This is a genomic window from Rhizobiaceae bacterium (assembly GCA_023953845.1).
Taxonomy (GTDB): domain Bacteria; phylum Pseudomonadota; class Alphaproteobacteria; order Rhizobiales; family Rhizobiaceae; genus Arvimicrobium.
This window is the reverse complement of sequence record JAMLJC010000001.1, coordinates 1,899,561-1,914,113: the sequence shown is the minus strand read 5'-3', so window position 1 is coordinate 1,914,113 and position 14,553 is coordinate 1,899,561. Positions and strand designations below refer to the sequence as shown.

Here is a 14,553-nt window from a genome sequence, read left to right as displayed (position 1 = left end):
TCTCACCGTCCGTCCAGAAGCCAGAGGACAGCGATGAACTGGATCACCAACTACGTCCGCCCCAAGATCAACTCCATGCTGGGCCGGCGCGAAATGCCGGAAAACCTCTGGATCAAGGATCCGGAAACCGGCGAGATGGTGTTCCACAAGGATCTGGAGAGCAACCAGTTCGTCATCCCTTCCTCCGGCCACCACATGAAGATCTCGGCCAAGGAGCGGCTGAAATATTTCTTCGACGAGGGCAGATACGAGCAGATCGACAGCCCGAAGGCGGCGGTCGATCCGCTGAAGTTTCGCGACGAGAAACGCTATACGGACCGGCTCAGGGACGCCAAGGCCAAGACCGGGCTCGAAGACGCGATCCTTTCCGGGCTCGGCACGATCGAGGGGCTGCCGATCGTCGCCACGGTGCAGGACTTCTCCTTCATGGGCGGCTCGCTCGGCATGGCCGCCGGCGAGGCCATCATCAAGGCGTTCGAGACGGCGCTTGAGAAGAAGCGCCCCATGGTGCTGTTCGCCGCGTCCGGCGGCGCACGCATGCAGGAAGGCATCCTGTCGCTGATGCAGCTGCCGCGCACCACCGTCGGCGTCGACCGGCTCAAGGAAGCGGGCCTGCCCTACATCGTCGTGCTGACCAACCCGACCACCGGCGGCGTGACCGCGTCCTACGCCATGCTCGGCGACGTGCATATCGCGGAGCCCGGCGCGCTGATCGGCTTCGCGGGGCCCCGCGTGATCGAGCAGACGATCCGCGAGAAACTGCCGGAAGGTTTTCAGCGCGCGGAGTATCTGATGGAGCACGGCATGGTCGACATGGTCGTGTCACGCCTCGACATGCGCAAGACGGTCGCGCGGCTGCTCAAGATCCTGATGAAGTCACCCGGCGAGGCCCAGCCGATCGAGCCGGAAATCCTGCCGCCGGCGATTTCCGCCGCAGAGGCGCGTCCGTCCGCCTGAAGCCGTCATTCCACGCCGCGAAAGGCGATTGTCCGCTCCCGGCTGACACCGTAAGTCTTGCCCATGACCACCCAGCTTGCCGACCGCGAGATCGAGCGCCTGATGGCGCTGCACCCGAAGGGTTACGATCTTTCCCTCGACCGTATCCGGCGGCTGCTCGAAAAACTCGGCAATCCGCAAGACCGCCTGCCGCCCGTGATCCACATAGCCGGCACCAACGGCAAGGGCTCCGCCGCCGCCTTCTCGCGCGCTCTCCTGGAAGCGGCCGGCCATACGGTTCACGTCCACACCTCACCGCATCTCGTCAATTGGCATGAGCGCTATCGGCTGGGAGCAAAGGGCGGCGGCAAGCTCGTGTCGGACGAGGTATTCGCGGAGGCCATCGCGCGGGTGGCGGCGGCCAATGCTGGGCAGACGATCACCGTCTTCGAGATCCTGACGGCGGTCGGCTTCGTGCTGTTTTCCGAGCATCCCGCCGACGCGGTGGTGCTGGAAGTCGGGCTCGGCGGCCGGTTCGACGCCACCAACGTCATCAGCGATCCGGCCGTCTCCATCGTCATGCCGATTTCGCCCGACCATCAGGCTTTTCTCGGCGACCGCGTGGAACTGATCGCGGCCGAGAAAGCCGGCATCATGAAGCGTGGACGGCCGGTCGTGATCGGCGCGCAGGAGTTCGACGAAGCGCGCGAGGTGCTGGTCGAGACAGCCGAGAGGCTGCATTGCCCGATGCAGGTCTACGGGCAGGATTTCCTCGCCTACGAGGAGAACGGGCGCTTGATCTATCAGGATGAGACGGGTCTCATGGACCTCGCCCTTCCCAGACTGCCCGGCCGTCACCAATATGCCAATGCGGCGGCGGCGATCGCCGGAGTGCGCGCGGCGGGTTTCGATATTCCGCTGGAGGCCGCCGATGCCGCCATGCAGAATGTCTACTGGCCGGGCCGCATGCAGCGGCTGACCATCGGAAAGCTTGCCGGCTTCGCGCCGTCCGGGGCCGAGATCTGGATCGACGGCGGCCACAATCCCGGTGCGGGACTGGCCGTCGCCGAGGCGCTCACGGAGCAGGAGGAGCGCAATCCGCGTCCGCTGGTGCTGATTGCCGGCATGATCAACACCAAGGACCAGACCGGCTACTTCCGCGCCTTCCACGGCATGGCACGGCATGTCTACACCGTCCCCGTGACCACGAGCGAGGCCGGCGTCCCGAACGACGAGCTCGCCGTCCGCGCGGGCGAGGCAGGGCTGTCGGCAGAGCCGGTCAGCTCCGTCGCCAATGCGCTGATGCTGTTGCGCGACGGCTGGGACGAGCGCGAGGCGCCGCCCCGCATCCTGATCGGCGGATCGCTCTATCTGGTCGGCGCAGTGCTGGCCGAGAACGGCACGCCGCCCGTCTGAAACGGATCAGGCGGCGGGCATCCTTCGTGCTGCCGCGACGGCCCGGAAAAAGCTCTCGATCAACGCCACATCCTTGACGCCCGGCGCGCTTTCGACGCCCGACGAGATGTCGAGGCCGGGCGGATTGGCGAGACGGACGGCCTCGCCGACATTTTGCGCATTGAGCCCACCGGAAAGCATGTAGTCGGTATCGTCCTGCAGGCCACGCAGAATCGTCCAGTCGAAGGATACGCCATTGCCGCCCGGAAGCTCCGATCCTTGTGGCGGCTTGGCGTCGAACAGGAAGCGGTCGGCGATGCCGGCATAGGGCGCGATCTTTCCAAGATCGGCGGCGGTGCTGACGGAAAACGCCTTCATCACCGGCAGGCCGTGGCGCGCCTTCAGTTCCGCCACCCGCTCCGGCGTCTCCTTGCCGTGAAACTGGAGCATATCGGGCTGCATCGCCGCGACGATCGTGTCGAGAAAATCGTCATCCACATCGACGGTCACCGCCACCGCGAGCGCTCTGCCCCGCGCCAACTCCCGCAAGCGACCGGCCGTTTCCGGATCGATGTTGCGCGGGCTTTTCGGGAAGAAGATGAAGCCAATATGCGTCGCTCCGCCGGCCAGCGCGGCAGCGACGGCTTCCTCAGTCTTCAGGCCGCAGATTTTGATGTCCATGTTCTTGCCAGTGAGCAGTGAGCAGTGAGCAGTGAGCAGTGAGCAGTGAGCAGTGAGCAGTGAGCAGTGAATAGTATCTCCCGGTTGCAGCGCGCAAGCGGGAACGATCTGTTCACCGCTCACGGTTCACCGATCACGGCCTCACTCGAAGCCGATCGCCTGAAGCGCGTTGCCGTTGCGCTTCAGCCAGGCCTTGCAGCGCTCCGTGTCTGGGCAAAGCTCCTTGCACAGCTTCCAGAATTTCGGGCCGTGATTCATTTCCCTGAGATGCGCGACCTCGTGGGCGACGAGATAGTCGATGACGGCGGGCGGCGCCATCATGATGCGCCAGGAAAAGGACAGGCTGCCATCCGCCGTGCAGGAACCCCAGCGGCTCGACGTGTCCTTGAAGCGGATGGCCCTCGCCTTGCGCCCGACGGCGGCCGTGTGCCGGGCGACCAGCGCCTCGATGTCGTTTTTCGCCTCGCGCTTCAGGAAATCGGAGAGACGGCGGCCGAGATGCCGGCGGTCGCCATAGACGACGAGCAACGGGCCATTGTCGCCGGCCTCGACCCGGACCGTGCCGCGAACGGAAGGCTCGTGGACGATCAGGTGCGGCACGCCGCGCAGGGGAATCCTGACGCCGGGCCTGACCTGCGGACGCTCCGGCACCTTGGCGAGTCGCTGCTCCAGCCAGCCCTGATGACGGCTGAGAAAGCGTTCCACCTCGTTGCGGGCAAGGCCGGGCGGCACGGTAATGCGCAGCCCGTGCCCGCCAGCGTCGATGCGCAGGGTCAGACGGCGGGCGCGATCGTTCTCGACGATACGCAGCGGCAAGCGGCGACCCGCGACCTCGTGTTCCCGCAAGAGCGAAGAGGCGGAAATGCGAGGCATCTTGGGTCGGAGGAAACCGAACGGCATGGGCGGAACATAGGTGATTCTGCGATCCGTCAAAATGCGAAAGGCCCGGCTGGCACCGGGCCCCTAGATCGAGGCAGAAGAAGGAAGAGGTACTACGGACGAATGAAATCGGCGCCGCGAACGGCGCCGATCCAGAGGTTGCGTCGATCAGACGTCGTCGAGCAATCCGCCGCCCTTGCCCTTCTTCGCGGGAGCGCCCGACTTCGCCGTGGTCGCCGGAGCGGTCCGACGGTTGCGGTCGGCCATGAAGCGGTCGAACTCTTCCTGGTCCTTGGCACGGCGCAGTTCGCGGGCATATTCGTCGAACTCGGCCAGCGTCTCGTCGAGACGGCGGCGCTCCTCGTCGAGGCGCTCGAGCTCCTTCTCGCGCCAGTCGTCGAAGGCGACGTTGCCCGTGCGGGCGCCGTTGCCCCAGCGCTGCGCCTTGTTGGCGCCGCGGCGGCAGCCGGCGAAGATGCCGTCCGTTGCGCGGTTGACGTCGCGCTTGAAACCGTCAAGCCGGTCGCCCCAGATGATATAAGCAAGCATGGCGAAGCCCAGCGGCCAGAACACCATGAAGCCGATCACCATCAGCGCGATTGTCGCCGGCGTCCAGGCCGGACGGATCAGTGCAGTCGTGCTCATTTCTCCCGTTCCTTCAATTCGAGGCAGCCGACGGGCTGCTTGAATCGAAATGGTAAGGGGAAAATCCCGATTCAAGACGGTGTTGTTGAAAACCGGATAACTGACTGAAAAGACTAACTTCTTTTCATCCGCTCCAATCCCAGCACGGCAAGACCGGCGACGAGGCCCCAGAATGCCGACCCTATGCCGAGCAGCACGACGCCGGAGGCGGTCACGGCGAAAGTCACGGTCGCGGGGATGCGCCCGGTCTCGTCCTTCATCGAGATGGCGAGCGCATTGGCGAGCGCGCCGAGCAGCCCGAGCCCGGCCACGAGGGAAATGAGCGCGAACGGCAATGCCGCGAACAACGCCACCAGCGATGCGCCGAAAGCGGCGAAGACGAGATAGGCCAGCGCGTAGAAAGGCCCGGTCTTCCACCGCTCGGCCAGATCGGGATGCACGTCCGGACCGGTACAGATGGCGGCGGAGATCGCCGCGAGGTTCGAGGTCGGCGCGCCGAACGGCGCGGTCAGCAGCGCGACGAAGCCGGTGACCCCGATCAGCGGACCGGGCGGCGGATCATAGCCGGCGGCGCGCAGCACGGCGAGACCGGACAGGTTCTGCGAGGCCATGGTGACGAGATAGAGCGGCAGCGCCAGTCCGATCGTGGCCTGAAGGGTGAAGCTCGGCCAGATCCACGTCAAAGTCGAGAGTTCCGGCGTCGGCAGGCCGCCCACGCGTCCGGTCATCAAGGCCAGCGCCACGCCGCCGACCAGCACGGCCAGCACCGACAGCGCCGGGCTGAACAGGCGGATCACGAAAAAGGCGGCGACCAGCGGCAGGATCAGCCACGGGTCAGCCGGGATGGTCTTCGTCGCGTTGATGGCGAAGGTGACGACGATGCCGGCCAGCATGCCCGATGCGACGGAAGCCGGTATCCGCGCGATCAGTTGCGTCAGCGGCCGGAAAAGGCCGGTGGCGACCAGCAGGACAGCGGTCACGATGAACGCGCCCACCGCTTCAGGCAGGGTGAATCCGGAAGAAGCCGCGATCAGCGCGACACCGGGAGTGGACCATGCCGTGATGATCGGCATCTTCGTGCGCCAGGAGAGCCAGAGGCTTTCCACCGCCATTGCGAGGCAGACGGCGGTGACCATGCTCGCCGTCTCGACCTGCGTCGCGCCGACCGCATTGGCGGCGGCAATCACGATCGCCAGCGTGCCGCCGAAGCCGACGATCGCTCCGACGAAGGCCGAAACGGGGATCGACAGACGCATGGTCAGATGGCCCGCCCGACCATGGCGTCCACCGCCGAAACCAGCAGTTCGAGATCCTCCGGACGGGAAAGGCGATGGTCGCCATCCGGCACCAGCGACAGCGTCAGATCGTCCGACGGGAGGCAACTCGCCAGCTTCAACGCATGGGTGTGCGGCACGTCGGGATCGGCGAGGCCCTGTATGATATGGACCGGACAATGCGTGTCGATCGGACCTTTCATGACGCGGTTCTTCTCGCCGTCCTCGAACAGCGCGCGGGTATAGACATAGGGTTCCGGCGAGTATTCGGACGGCCGTTCGAAATAGCCTTTTGTTTCGAGATCAATACGCTCGGCTTCGGCCAGCTTCGGCGACACGAGTTCTGCGGTGAAGTCCGGCGCAGGCGCCAGAAGGATGAGGCCCGCGATACGGTCCTCGCCGGCCTTGCGCAGTTCCTCGGCCATGCGGAGCGCGATCCAGCCGCCCATCGACGAGCCGACGACGATCTGCCTGCCCATGGTGAAGCGGCGGAACGCGTCGAGGCTCTGCGCGAGCCATTTCGAGATGGTGCCGTCGCGAAAGGCGCCGCCGGATTCGCCGTGTCCCGAATAGTCGTGGCGCAGGAAGGCGTGCCCGGTACGGGCAGCCCATGCGTCCAGCGTCTCCGCCTTTGTCCCGAGCATGTCCGAACGGTAGCCGCCAAGCCAGATGACGCCGGGCGCCTTGCCGCCGCGACGGCGGTACGCGATCGGGATTCCGTCGTGATCGAAATGCTGCGTCAGTTGTTGCGTCATGCCGTCTTCGCCATTTGTGGTCGGCACCTTTGACACAAAGGCAGGGTGCGGGAAAAGACCCGACGTCAGGAAGCGCTTGCGTCGGCCGGCGTCATCACGCGTTTGCGCGTCCCGGGCCGGGAACGCGTCTGGTGATTTCTTCGCTCGACTGTGCTATTGACTCGCCTCCGATCGTTCCGACATAGGCACGGTCAACGACTTCATGCGAAACAATTCGAGGAGAATACGACCATTCGCAGACCGTTCAAAGCCGCAGCGCCCGTCAAGGAAGGTCCGCGCGCAAACCAGGATATCCGGGTTCCCCGGGTTCAGCTCATCGATGCAGAAGGAGTGAATCGCGGCAACGTTTCGATCAACGATGCGCTGCTGCTGGCTGAAGAAGCCGGCCTCGATCTCGTCGAAATCTCCCCCAATGCCGAACCGCCGGTCTGCAAGATCCTCGATCTCGGCAAGCTGAAATACGCCAACCAGAAGAAAGCCGCGGAAGCGCGCAAGAACCAGAAGGTCATCGAGATCAAGGAGATCAAGATGCGCCCGAACATCGACGATCACGACTATGACGTGAAGATGCGCGCGGTCCGGCGGTTCTTCGAGGAGGGCGACAAGGTCAAGCTGACCCTCCGGTTCCGGGGTCGCGAGATGGCGCATATGGAACTCGGCATGCAACTCTTGAACAAGGTGCGCGAGGAGACCGCCGCGATCGCCAAGGTCGAGGCCGAGCCGAAGCTCGAAGGCCGCCAGATGATGATGGTGCTGGCGCCGCGCTGAGGCCTGAGATCAGAAGCCAAAAGGCGTTCCTGCTTCCGCATGGGACGCCTTTTTCTTGCCTTGCAGTTGTGATGGTTGAAGCCGGACAGGGGCGAAATCATGGAAGACAAAGTGACTGCCGGACCCGACTTGGCTTCGCTCGGACGCTACCAGAGTATGCGCCGTCTTGTGCTCGCCTGTATCGTTCTCGGGCTGCTCGCTGCGCTGCTCTTCGGTCAATCGCTGTTTGCGCCGGAATCAATCGGACACGAAACGATCGAGATGGCCGGCATGGTGCTGATTGTCCTCGGCATTGTGGGGAGGCTTTGGTGCACACTCTACATCGGCGGTCGCAAGGGCCAGGAAATCGTGACTGGCGGCCCTTATTCGATCACGCGCAACCCGCTCTACGTTTTCTCGACCATGGCCGCCGCCGGCGTCGGCGCGCAGATGGGGTCGATCGCCGCGATGATCGGCTTCGGCCTGGCCTGCGCGCTGGCGTTCCATTTCGTCATTCTGCGCGAGGAGAAATATCTCAAGACGGCGCTCGGCGCGCCATATGAGGCCTATTTGCGGCAGGTGCCGCGTTTCATTCCCGACCTTTCGCTCTATCGGGAGGGAGATACCGGCTCGTTCCGGCCGAAGCTGCTTCTGACCACGCTCCTGGACGGACTCGTCTTCCTCGTCGCCATCCCTTTCTTCGAATCCATCGACGCCGCGCAATTGTCCGGTCTGTTGCCGGTGCTGTTCCGCCTGCCCTGAGGCAAAGCCGCGCCAACGGGTGTTGCGCGCGCCCCGGCTTTGCAGTATAGGGCCGCGTTCCCAAAAAGCCGCCCGGCAGGGCATGCCGTGGCGGTCTTTTATGCTTTTCGGACTTTGGTCGGTTCGAAGCAGCAAAAACAGGTCCTTACCGGACCACAGACAAAGGAAAGCAAAATGCCCAAGATGAAGACCAAATCGGCCGCCAAGAAGCGGTTCAAGATCACCGGCACCGGCAAGGTTCTCTCCGCCGCCGCCGGCAAGCGCCATGGCATGATCAAGCGCTCCAACAAGTTCATCCGCGACGCACGCGGCACGATGGTTCTCGCCAAGGCAGACGGCGAGAAGGTCATCAAGAACTTCCTGCCGAATGGCGGCGGTCTCTGAGACCCGGCCCGGCTGACAGCGTTTAAGGAGATCATCACATGGCACGCGTCAAAAGAGGCGTCACCGCTCACGCCAAGCACAAGAAGGTTCTGGATGCCGCCAAGGGCTTCCGCGGCCGTCGCAAGAACACCATCCGCATCGCCAAGCAGGCGGTCGAGAAGTCGATGCAGTACGCCTATCGCGACCGCAAGGCGCGCAAGCGTAACTTCCGCGCCCTCTGGGTGCAGCGCATCAACGCCGCCGTCCGCGAGCACGGCCTGACCTACGCCCGTTTCATCGACGGCATCAACAAGGCCGGTATCGAGATCGACCGCAAGGTCCTGTCGGACATGGCGATTCACGAGCCGCAGGCTTTCGCCGCGATCGTCGCGCAGGCGAAGAAGGCGCTCGAATATCTGAAGAACACGACCCCGAACGCTTTTGAAAGCGCTGTAGCCTGAGCTAGCGCCTTCCCAAGCATTCAAAATTCTGATTTGGGAAACCCGCGCTGGCAGGGCCGGCGCGGGTTTTTCCTTGTTCTCACCATGCCCGTCTCGAAGAGCGATGATCGTTTTGAATAGTACCCCCACCCCATACCCCTCCCCACAAGGGGGAGGGGGTCGACGTCTCAGAACCCCCTCCCCCTTGTGGGGAGGGGTATGGGGTGGGGGTATGCTGCCGGGAGAGACATTGTGAGCGTACAATTGGACACTCTCGAAACCTCATTGCTTTCCGATATCGCGGCGGCAAACGACGAAGCGGCGATCGAGGCCGTGCGCGTCACCGCGCTCGGCAAGAAGGGGTCCGTCTCCGAACTCCTGAAGACGCTGGGCTCCATGAGCCCGGAAGACCGGCAGGTCAAAGGCCCGGCGATCAACGGTCTCAAGAACCGGGTCACCGAGGCGCTCGCCGCCCGCAAGGGCGCGTTGAAGGACGCGGCGATCGAGGCGCGGCTCAAGGCCGAGAAGGTCGACGTCACCCTTCCCGTCCGGCAGTCGCCGGCCGAGCGCGGTCGCATCCATCCGATCAGCCAGGTGATCGACGAGATCGCGGCCATCTTCGGCGACCTCGGCTTCGCCATCGCCGAAGGTCCGGACATCGAGACTGACTATTACAACTTCACCGCGCTGAATTTTCCGGAAGGCCATCCGGCGCGCGAGATGCACGACACCTTCTTCTTTCCGCCTGACGCGAAGGGAGATCGCAAGGTGCTGCGCACGCACACCTCGCCGGTGCAGATCCGCACCATGGAGGCGCAGAAGCCGCCGATCCGAATCGTCATCCCCGGCAAGACCTACCGGCAGGATTCGGACGCCACCCACTCGCCCATGTTCCATCAGGTCGAGGGGCTGGTGATCGACAAGACGGCGAACGTCGCCAACATGAAATGGGTGCTGGAGGAATTCTGCAAGGCGTTCTTCGAGGTGCCGAGCGTCAAGATGCGCTTCCGCCCGTCCTTCTTCCCGTTCACCGAGCCGAGCCTCGAGGTCGACATCCAGTGCGATCGTTCGCGGCCGGGCGAGGTGCGTTTCGGCGAGGGCAACGACTGGATGGAGATTCTGGGCTGCGGCATGGTGCACCCCAACGTGCTGCGCCATGGAGGGCTCGATCCCGACAAATATCAGGGCTTTGCCTGGGGCATGGGCATCGACCGCATCGCCATGCTGAAATACGGCATGCCGGACCTGCGCGCCTTCTTCGACGCCGACGTCCGCTGGCTGTCGCATTATGGTTTTCGGCCGCTCGACATGCCGACGCTGTTCGGCGGGTTGTCGAGTTGAATGCCCACCGTTCTCCGCAAATACGGGATCCGGTTCCACTTTTATGGTTCGGACATGCATGAGCCGCCCCATATTCATGCCGAAGGTCACGGCGGAGTGGCGAAGGTCTGGCTGGAATCTCTGGAATTTGCCGAGCACAAGGGCTTCAAGGCGTCGGACCTGAAGCGTATCATTGAAGTGACGAGCGACCACAAGGATGAGTTCCTGGAGGCGTGGAATGGATTCTTCAGAGACCTATTCGGAGAGTGAGCGGCCCGTCGAAGCGTGGTGCGATCCGTCGCACCTGCACGTGCGGCTCGCCGACGACCGCGAAGTGGTAACCCCTTTGTGGTGGTACCCGCGTCTTCTCGCGGCCTCCCCCAGCCAGCGGAACAATGTCCACCTGATGCTGGATGGGCTCCACTGGCCGGATGTCGATGAAGACCTCTCGATCAAGGGAATGCTGCGCGGCTGGAAGTACCCGAAAGCAATCAGACCCGCCGTGGCGGCGGAATAGTTTTGCGCGCCCGTTGGAAACCAGCCAGTCACCAGAATTCAACGCAATAGCGGCTTCACGCCACGAACATATCTGCAAACGCTTCAACTTGGTTGACGTACTGAACCGAAGCGAAGCCGCATAAGAGTAAGACAATGAAATTCACTCTCTCCTGGCTCAAGGATCATCTGGAAACCGACGCGACGCTCGACGAGATCGTCGAGCGGCTGACCTCGATCGGCCTCGAAGTCGAGCATGTCGACGACAAAGCCGCGCTGAAACCCTTCGTCATCGCCAGGGTGCTGACGGCGGTCCAGCATCCGGACGCGGACCGGCTTCGCGTGCTCTCGGTCGACATCGGCGACGGCAAGGCGCCGATCCAGGTTGTGTGCGGCGCGCCGAATGCGCGCGCCGGACTGGTCGGCGCCTTCGCCGCGCCGGGAACCTATGTGCCGGGCATCGACGTGACGCTCGCCGTCGGCAAGATCCGCGGCGTCGAGAGCCACGGCATGATGTGTTCGGAGCGCGAACTGGAGCTTTCCGACGAGCACACGGGCATCATCGACCTGCCGGAGGACGCGCCGGTCGGCGCCAGCTTCGCGGCCTATGCGCATCTCGACGATCCCGTCATCGAGATCAACCTGACGCCGAACCGGCCGGACGCGACGGGCGTGCATGGCATCGCGCGCGACCTCGCAGCCTCGGGCCTCGGGCGGCTGAAGGCCAATCCGATCATGCCGCATGCGGGTGAAGGACCCTGCCCCGTGCGGGTCGGGCTGGAGTTCGGCGACACGCCGAAACTCTGCCACGGCTTCGCGCTCAGGCTGGTGCGCGGCGTGAAGAATGGCGCTTCGCCGAAATGGATGCAGCAGCGCCTGATCGCGATCGGTCTGCGCCCGATCAACGCGCTGGTCGACATCACCAACTACATCACCTTCGACCGCGGCCGGCCCCTGCATGTGTTCGATGCCGCCAAGGTGAAGGGCGACCTCGTCGTGCGCCGCGCGCAGGACGGCGAGTGCGTTCTTGCGCTGGACGGACGCGAATACGCGCTGACGCCGGACATGTGCGTGATCGCCGACGACAAAGGCGTGGAATCGATCGCCGGCATCATGGGCGGCGAGCATTCCGGTTGCGACGAGGCGACGATCGACGTGCTGATCGAGTCGGCGCTCTGGGAGCCGCTGAACATCGCCAGAACCGGCCGCGCGCTCGGCATCATCACCGATGCGCGCTACCGCTTCGAGCGCGGCGTCGATCCTGAATTCATGGTGACCGGACTGGAACTGGCCACGAAGCTTGTGCTGGAGTTCTGCGGCGGCACGCCGAGCGAGAGCGAGGTGGTCGGCTATGCCGGGTACGAGCCGAAGATCGTGGCTTTTCCCGTGTCGGAGGTGAAGCGGCTGACCGGCCTCGACGTGCCCGCCGAAGAGAGCCTCGACATACTGTCCAGACTCGGTTTCACGCCGTCCAGCAAGGGCCGCGCGGTGGTCGATGTCGTCGTTCCGTCCTGGCGGCCGGACGTCGACGGCAAGGCCGATCTGGTCGAGGAGGTCATGCGCATCCACGGCGTCGACAACATCGCGCCCCGGCCGCTCGGCGGCCACGACGCCGTCAACGGAAAAATCCTGACGACGCTGCAGGTGCGCACGCGGGCCGCCAAACGTGCGCTTGCCGTGCGCGGCATGATGGAGGCCGTCACCTGGTCCTTCATCCCGGCGAAGCATGCGGAACTGTTCGGCGGCGGCCAGCCGGAACTGAAACTGTCCAATCCGATCGCGGCGGACATGTCGGACATGCGCCCGTCGCTGCTGCCCGGCCTGATCGCGGCGGCACAGCGCAATGCCGACCGCGGCATCGGCGACGTCGCGCTGTTCGAGGTTTCCGGCACCTATGAAGGCGACACGCCCGAGACGCAGCGCCGGGTCGCAGCCGGCGTGCGGCGCGGCACGGCAAAGCTGGACGGTTCCGGCCGCAACTGGTCCGGCAATGCCGGTCCTGTCGGCGTGTTCGACGCCAAGGCCGACGCGCTTGCCGTGCTCGAAGCCTGCGGCGCGCCGGTGGACAAGCTGCAGATCGAGGCCGGCGGCCCGTCCTGGTATCATCCGGGCCGCTCCGGCACGATCAAGCTCGGGCCGAAGGTCGTGCTCGGCACCTTCGGCGAATTCCATCCGAAGGTGCTGGAAGGGCTGGACGTCTCGGGGCCGCTTGCCGGCTTCGAGGTGTTCGTGGACACGATCCCGGAGCCGAAGGCCAAGCCGACCCGGACCAAGCCGCGTCTCGATCTCTCGGCCTTCCAGGCAGTGAAGCGCGATTTCGCCTTCGTCGTCGACAAGGCGGTCGAGGCGGGCACGCTGACGCGCGCCGCATTGGCGGCCGACAAGAAACTCATCACCGGCGTCAACGTCTTCGATATTTTTGAAGGTGCGTCGCTCGGCGAGGGCAAGAAGTCGATCGCCATCGAGGTCGCCATCCAGCCGGTCGACAAGACGCTGACCGACGAAGACTTCGAGGTGCTGGCCGGTCGCATCGTCGAGAACGTCAGGAAGCAGACCGGTGGCGTGCTGAGGGGCTGATTCTGCCGAAATCCGCCTTGCGCCCGCTTCATCGCGGGCGCGCCGGGTTCTCCGCCAACGACGTCATTTCCTTGCAAAAGGCAGCGACAGGCTGCTTGCGGGCTGAATGAGGAATGCATACATTCCGCCCGCGGGCCGGGCCTCTTTGACGTACGCGCGACCAAGGCGTTCGTGATGTCGGACCGCGACGATCGGGCCCGCTTGCGCATCAATCCGGAGCGGGTCGTTGGAGAAAAGGACCCAATGAACTCTGGAATGACGCGCACCTTCGCTCTTCTCGCCACCTTGATGATGGCATTCACATTGGTGTCGACCGATTTCGCCGACGCAAGGCGCGGCGGCAGCTTCGGCAGCCGTGGCACGCGCACCTTCCAGCAGGCGCCGGCGACGCGCACCGCGCCCAACCCGACCGCGCCGGTCGAGCGCTCGATGACGCCAAGCACCGCGCCCAACGCCGCCACCCGTCAGCAGACAGGCGTCGCGCAGCAGAGGCCCGGCCTGTTCAACGGTCTCGGGGGCTCGCTGATGCGGGGCATGCTCATCGGCGGCCTGATCGGCATGCTGATGGGTTACGGCTTCGGCGGCATGGCCGGAATGCTGGGCTTCCTCGTGCAGCTGCTGCTGCTCGGCCTTCTGGCGATGCTTGCACTGCGCTTCTTCCGTTCCCGCCAGACGCCGGCGACCGCCGGCGGACCTGGCTTTGGCCGGGAAGCGACAGGCATGTTCGGACAGCCCGTGCATGCGCGCGAGACGCATGAGGAGCGCCCGGCGGGCAGCGGCCGCGCGGGCTCCTTCACCATTCCCGGTTTCGGCGGCGCGACGGCCACGCCGTCGCAGGACGTCGAGTTGACGCAGGACGACCTCGACACGTTCGAGCGAATACTCGCCGAGGTGCAGACCGCCTTCGCGGAAGAGGACCACGCCGCGATGCGCCGGCTGAGCACACCCGAGATGGTGTCGTTCTTCTCCGAGGAACTCGCCGAGAATGCGAAACGCGGCCTGCGCAACGACGTCTCGCGCGTCCACCTTCTGCAAGCCGATATCGCGGAAGCATGGAGCGAGGACGGTGGCGACTATGCGACGGCCGCTTTCCTCTACGAATCCGTCGACGTGATGCGCGACCGGGCGACCGGCAAGGTGGTCGAAGGCGACGAAACCGAGCCGACGGAAACGACGGAACTGTGGACCTTCACCCGCCGGAAAGGCGAGGCCTGGAAGCTCTCGGCGATCCAGGAAGCTGCCTAGGTCACCCGGTCCGGCTGTTGGCTGGATCGGTGCTTCTCC

16 protein-coding genes are annotated in these 14,553 nt (G+C 64.7%); 11 read left to right on the top strand and 5 right to left on the bottom strand.

The genetic code is table 11. The annotated features are described in order from the left end of the window. Positions 1-33 precede the first annotated feature (33 nt). On the top strand, positions 34-957 hold the full coding sequence (gene accD / locus M9955_09475; GenBank protein ID MCO5081870.1) for an acetyl-CoA carboxylase, carboxyltransferase subunit beta: 924 nt from the start codon (positions 34-36) through the stop codon (positions 955-957). A 63-nt stretch (positions 958-1,020) separates the two neighbouring features. Further along, entirely contained in the window at positions 1,021-2,352 is a 1,332-nt protein-coding gene (locus M9955_09470; protein ID MCO5081869.1) for a bifunctional folylpolyglutamate synthase/dihydrofolate synthase, read from the top strand. A gap of 6 nt (positions 2,353-2,358) precedes the next feature. On the opposite strand, the gene M9955_09465 is transcribed toward M9955_09470, so the two are convergent. The 5 genes from M9955_09465 to M9955_09445 all read right to left on the bottom strand — a co-directional run bounded on the left by M9955_09465 (position 2,359) and on the right by M9955_09445 (position 6,565). After that, positions 2,359-3,012 (bottom strand): phosphoribosylanthranilate isomerase, encoded by a 654-nt coding sequence (locus M9955_09465; protein ID MCO5081868.1) that lies wholly within the window; start codon positions 3,010-3,012, stop codon positions 2,359-2,361. A gap of 141 nt (positions 3,013-3,153) precedes the next feature. Further along, positions 3,154-3,912: a M48 family metallopeptidase gene (locus M9955_09460; GenBank protein MCO5081867.1), complete on the bottom strand. Its 759-nt coding sequence runs from the start codon at positions 3,910-3,912 to the stop codon at positions 3,154-3,156. Between the two features lie 147 nt (positions 3,913-4,059). Then, the gene (locus M9955_09455) at positions 4,060-4,536 is read right to left on the bottom strand and encodes a DUF2852 domain-containing protein (GenBank protein ID MCO5081866.1); all 477 of its coding nucleotides are present in this window, start codon (positions 4,534-4,536) and stop codon (positions 4,060-4,062) included. Between the two features lie 113 nt (positions 4,537-4,649). Next, complete coding sequence (locus M9955_09450) at positions 4,650-5,792, bottom strand: benzoate/H(+) symporter BenE family transporter (protein ID MCO5081865.1); 1,143 nt, start codon at positions 5,790-5,792, stop codon at positions 4,650-4,652. A 2-nt stretch (positions 5,793-5,794) separates the two neighbouring features. After that, positions 5,795-6,565 carry an alpha/beta hydrolase gene (locus tag M9955_09445; protein MCO5081864.1) on the bottom strand — a complete coding sequence of 257 codons (771 nt, stop codon included), beginning with the start codon at positions 6,563-6,565 and terminating at the stop codon, positions 5,795-5,797. 231 nt (positions 6,566-6,796) lie between these two features. Here M9955_09445 and infC point away from each other — a divergent pair, with 231 nt between their 5' ends. The 9 genes from infC (at position 6,797) to M9955_09400 (ending at position 14,514) form a co-directional block, all read left to right on the top strand. Continuing rightward, a complete protein-coding gene (gene infC / locus M9955_09440; GenBank protein MCO5081863.1) occupies positions 6,797-7,333 on the top strand; it encodes a translation initiation factor IF-3 in 537 nt (178 codons plus the stop codon). A 99-nt stretch (positions 7,334-7,432) separates the two neighbouring features. Continuing rightward, entirely contained in the window at positions 7,433-8,074 is a 642-nt protein-coding gene (locus M9955_09435) for an isoprenylcysteine carboxylmethyltransferase family protein (GenBank protein ID MCO5081862.1), read from the top strand. A 174-nt stretch (positions 8,075-8,248) separates the two neighbouring features. Next, the gene (rpmI, locus tag M9955_09430) at positions 8,249-8,458 is read left to right on the top strand and encodes a 50S ribosomal protein L35 (GenBank protein ID MCO5081861.1); all 210 of its coding nucleotides are present in this window, start codon (positions 8,249-8,251) and stop codon (positions 8,456-8,458) included. Positions 8,459-8,496: 38 nt separating this feature from the next. Then, positions 8,497-8,898, top strand: a complete 402-nt coding sequence (gene rplT, locus M9955_09425) for a 50S ribosomal protein L20 (protein MCO5081860.1) — start codon at positions 8,497-8,499, stop codon at positions 8,896-8,898. A gap of 231 nt (positions 8,899-9,129) precedes the next feature. Further along, positions 9,130-10,218, top strand: coding sequence for a phenylalanine--tRNA ligase subunit alpha (gene pheS, locus M9955_09420; protein ID MCO5081859.1), 1,089 nt, complete (start codon positions 9,130-9,132; stop codon positions 10,216-10,218). Continuing rightward, on the top strand, positions 10,219-10,467 hold the full coding sequence (locus tag M9955_09415) for a DUF4160 domain-containing protein (GenBank protein MCO5081858.1): 249 nt from the start codon (positions 10,219-10,221) through the stop codon (positions 10,465-10,467). It begins immediately after the preceding gene. After that, entirely contained in the window at positions 10,436-10,714 is a 279-nt protein-coding gene (locus tag M9955_09410) for a DUF2442 domain-containing protein (protein MCO5081857.1), read from the top strand. The genes M9955_09415 and M9955_09410 overlap by 32 nt, the downstream gene beginning before the upstream one ends. 134 nt (positions 10,715-10,848) lie before the next feature. Continuing rightward, positions 10,849-13,269 carry a phenylalanine--tRNA ligase subunit beta gene (gene pheT, locus M9955_09405; protein ID MCO5081856.1) on the top strand — a complete coding sequence of 807 codons (2,421 nt, stop codon included), beginning with the start codon at positions 10,849-10,851 and terminating at the stop codon, positions 13,267-13,269. A gap of 255 nt (positions 13,270-13,524) precedes the next feature. Then, positions 13,525-14,514 carry a Tim44 domain-containing protein gene (locus tag M9955_09400; protein ID MCO5081855.1) on the top strand — a complete coding sequence of 330 codons (990 nt, stop codon included), beginning with the start codon at positions 13,525-13,527 and terminating at the stop codon, positions 14,512-14,514. Positions 14,515-14,553 lie beyond the last annotated feature (39 nt).

Coding starts and splice junctions, on each gene's coding strand:
- rplT (MCO5081860.1), top strand. CDS start 8,497: ATGGCACGCGTCAAAAGAGGCGTCACCGCTCACGCCAAGCACAAGAAG.
- accD (MCO5081870.1), top strand. CDS start 34: ATGAACTGGATCACCAACTACGTCCGCCCCAAGATCAACTCCATGCTG.
- M9955_09470 (MCO5081869.1), top strand. CDS start 1,021: ATGACCACCCAGCTTGCCGACCGCGAGATCGAGCGCCTGATGGCGCTG.
- M9955_09450 (MCO5081865.1), bottom strand. CDS start 5,792: ATGCGTCTGTCGATCCCCGTTTCGGCCTTCGTCGGAGCGATCGTCGGC.
- M9955_09465 (MCO5081868.1), bottom strand. CDS start 3,012: ATGGACATCAAAATCTGCGGCCTGAAGACTGAGGAAGCCGTCGCTGCC.
- rpmI (MCO5081861.1), top strand. CDS start 8,249: ATGCCCAAGATGAAGACCAAATCGGCCGCCAAGAAGCGGTTCAAGATC.
- M9955_09460 (MCO5081867.1), bottom strand. CDS start 3,912: ATGCCGTTCGGTTTCCTCCGACCCAAGATGCCTCGCATTTCCGCCTCT.
- pheT (MCO5081856.1), top strand. CDS start 10,849: ATGAAATTCACTCTCTCCTGGCTCAAGGATCATCTGGAAACCGACGCG.
- M9955_09400 (MCO5081855.1), top strand. CDS start 13,525: ATGACGCGCACCTTCGCTCTTCTCGCCACCTTGATGATGGCATTCACA.
- M9955_09445 (MCO5081864.1), bottom strand. CDS start 6,565: ATGACGCAACAACTGACGCAGCATTTCGATCACGACGGAATCCCGATC.
- M9955_09455 (MCO5081866.1), bottom strand. CDS start 4,536: ATGAGCACGACTGCACTGATCCGTCCGGCCTGGACGCCGGCGACAATC.
- M9955_09415 (MCO5081858.1), top strand. CDS start 10,219: ATGCCCACCGTTCTCCGCAAATACGGGATCCGGTTCCACTTTTATGGT.
- M9955_09435 (MCO5081862.1), top strand. CDS start 7,433: ATGGAAGACAAAGTGACTGCCGGACCCGACTTGGCTTCGCTCGGACGC.
- M9955_09410 (MCO5081857.1), top strand. CDS start 10,436: ATGGATTCTTCAGAGACCTATTCGGAGAGTGAGCGGCCCGTCGAAGCG.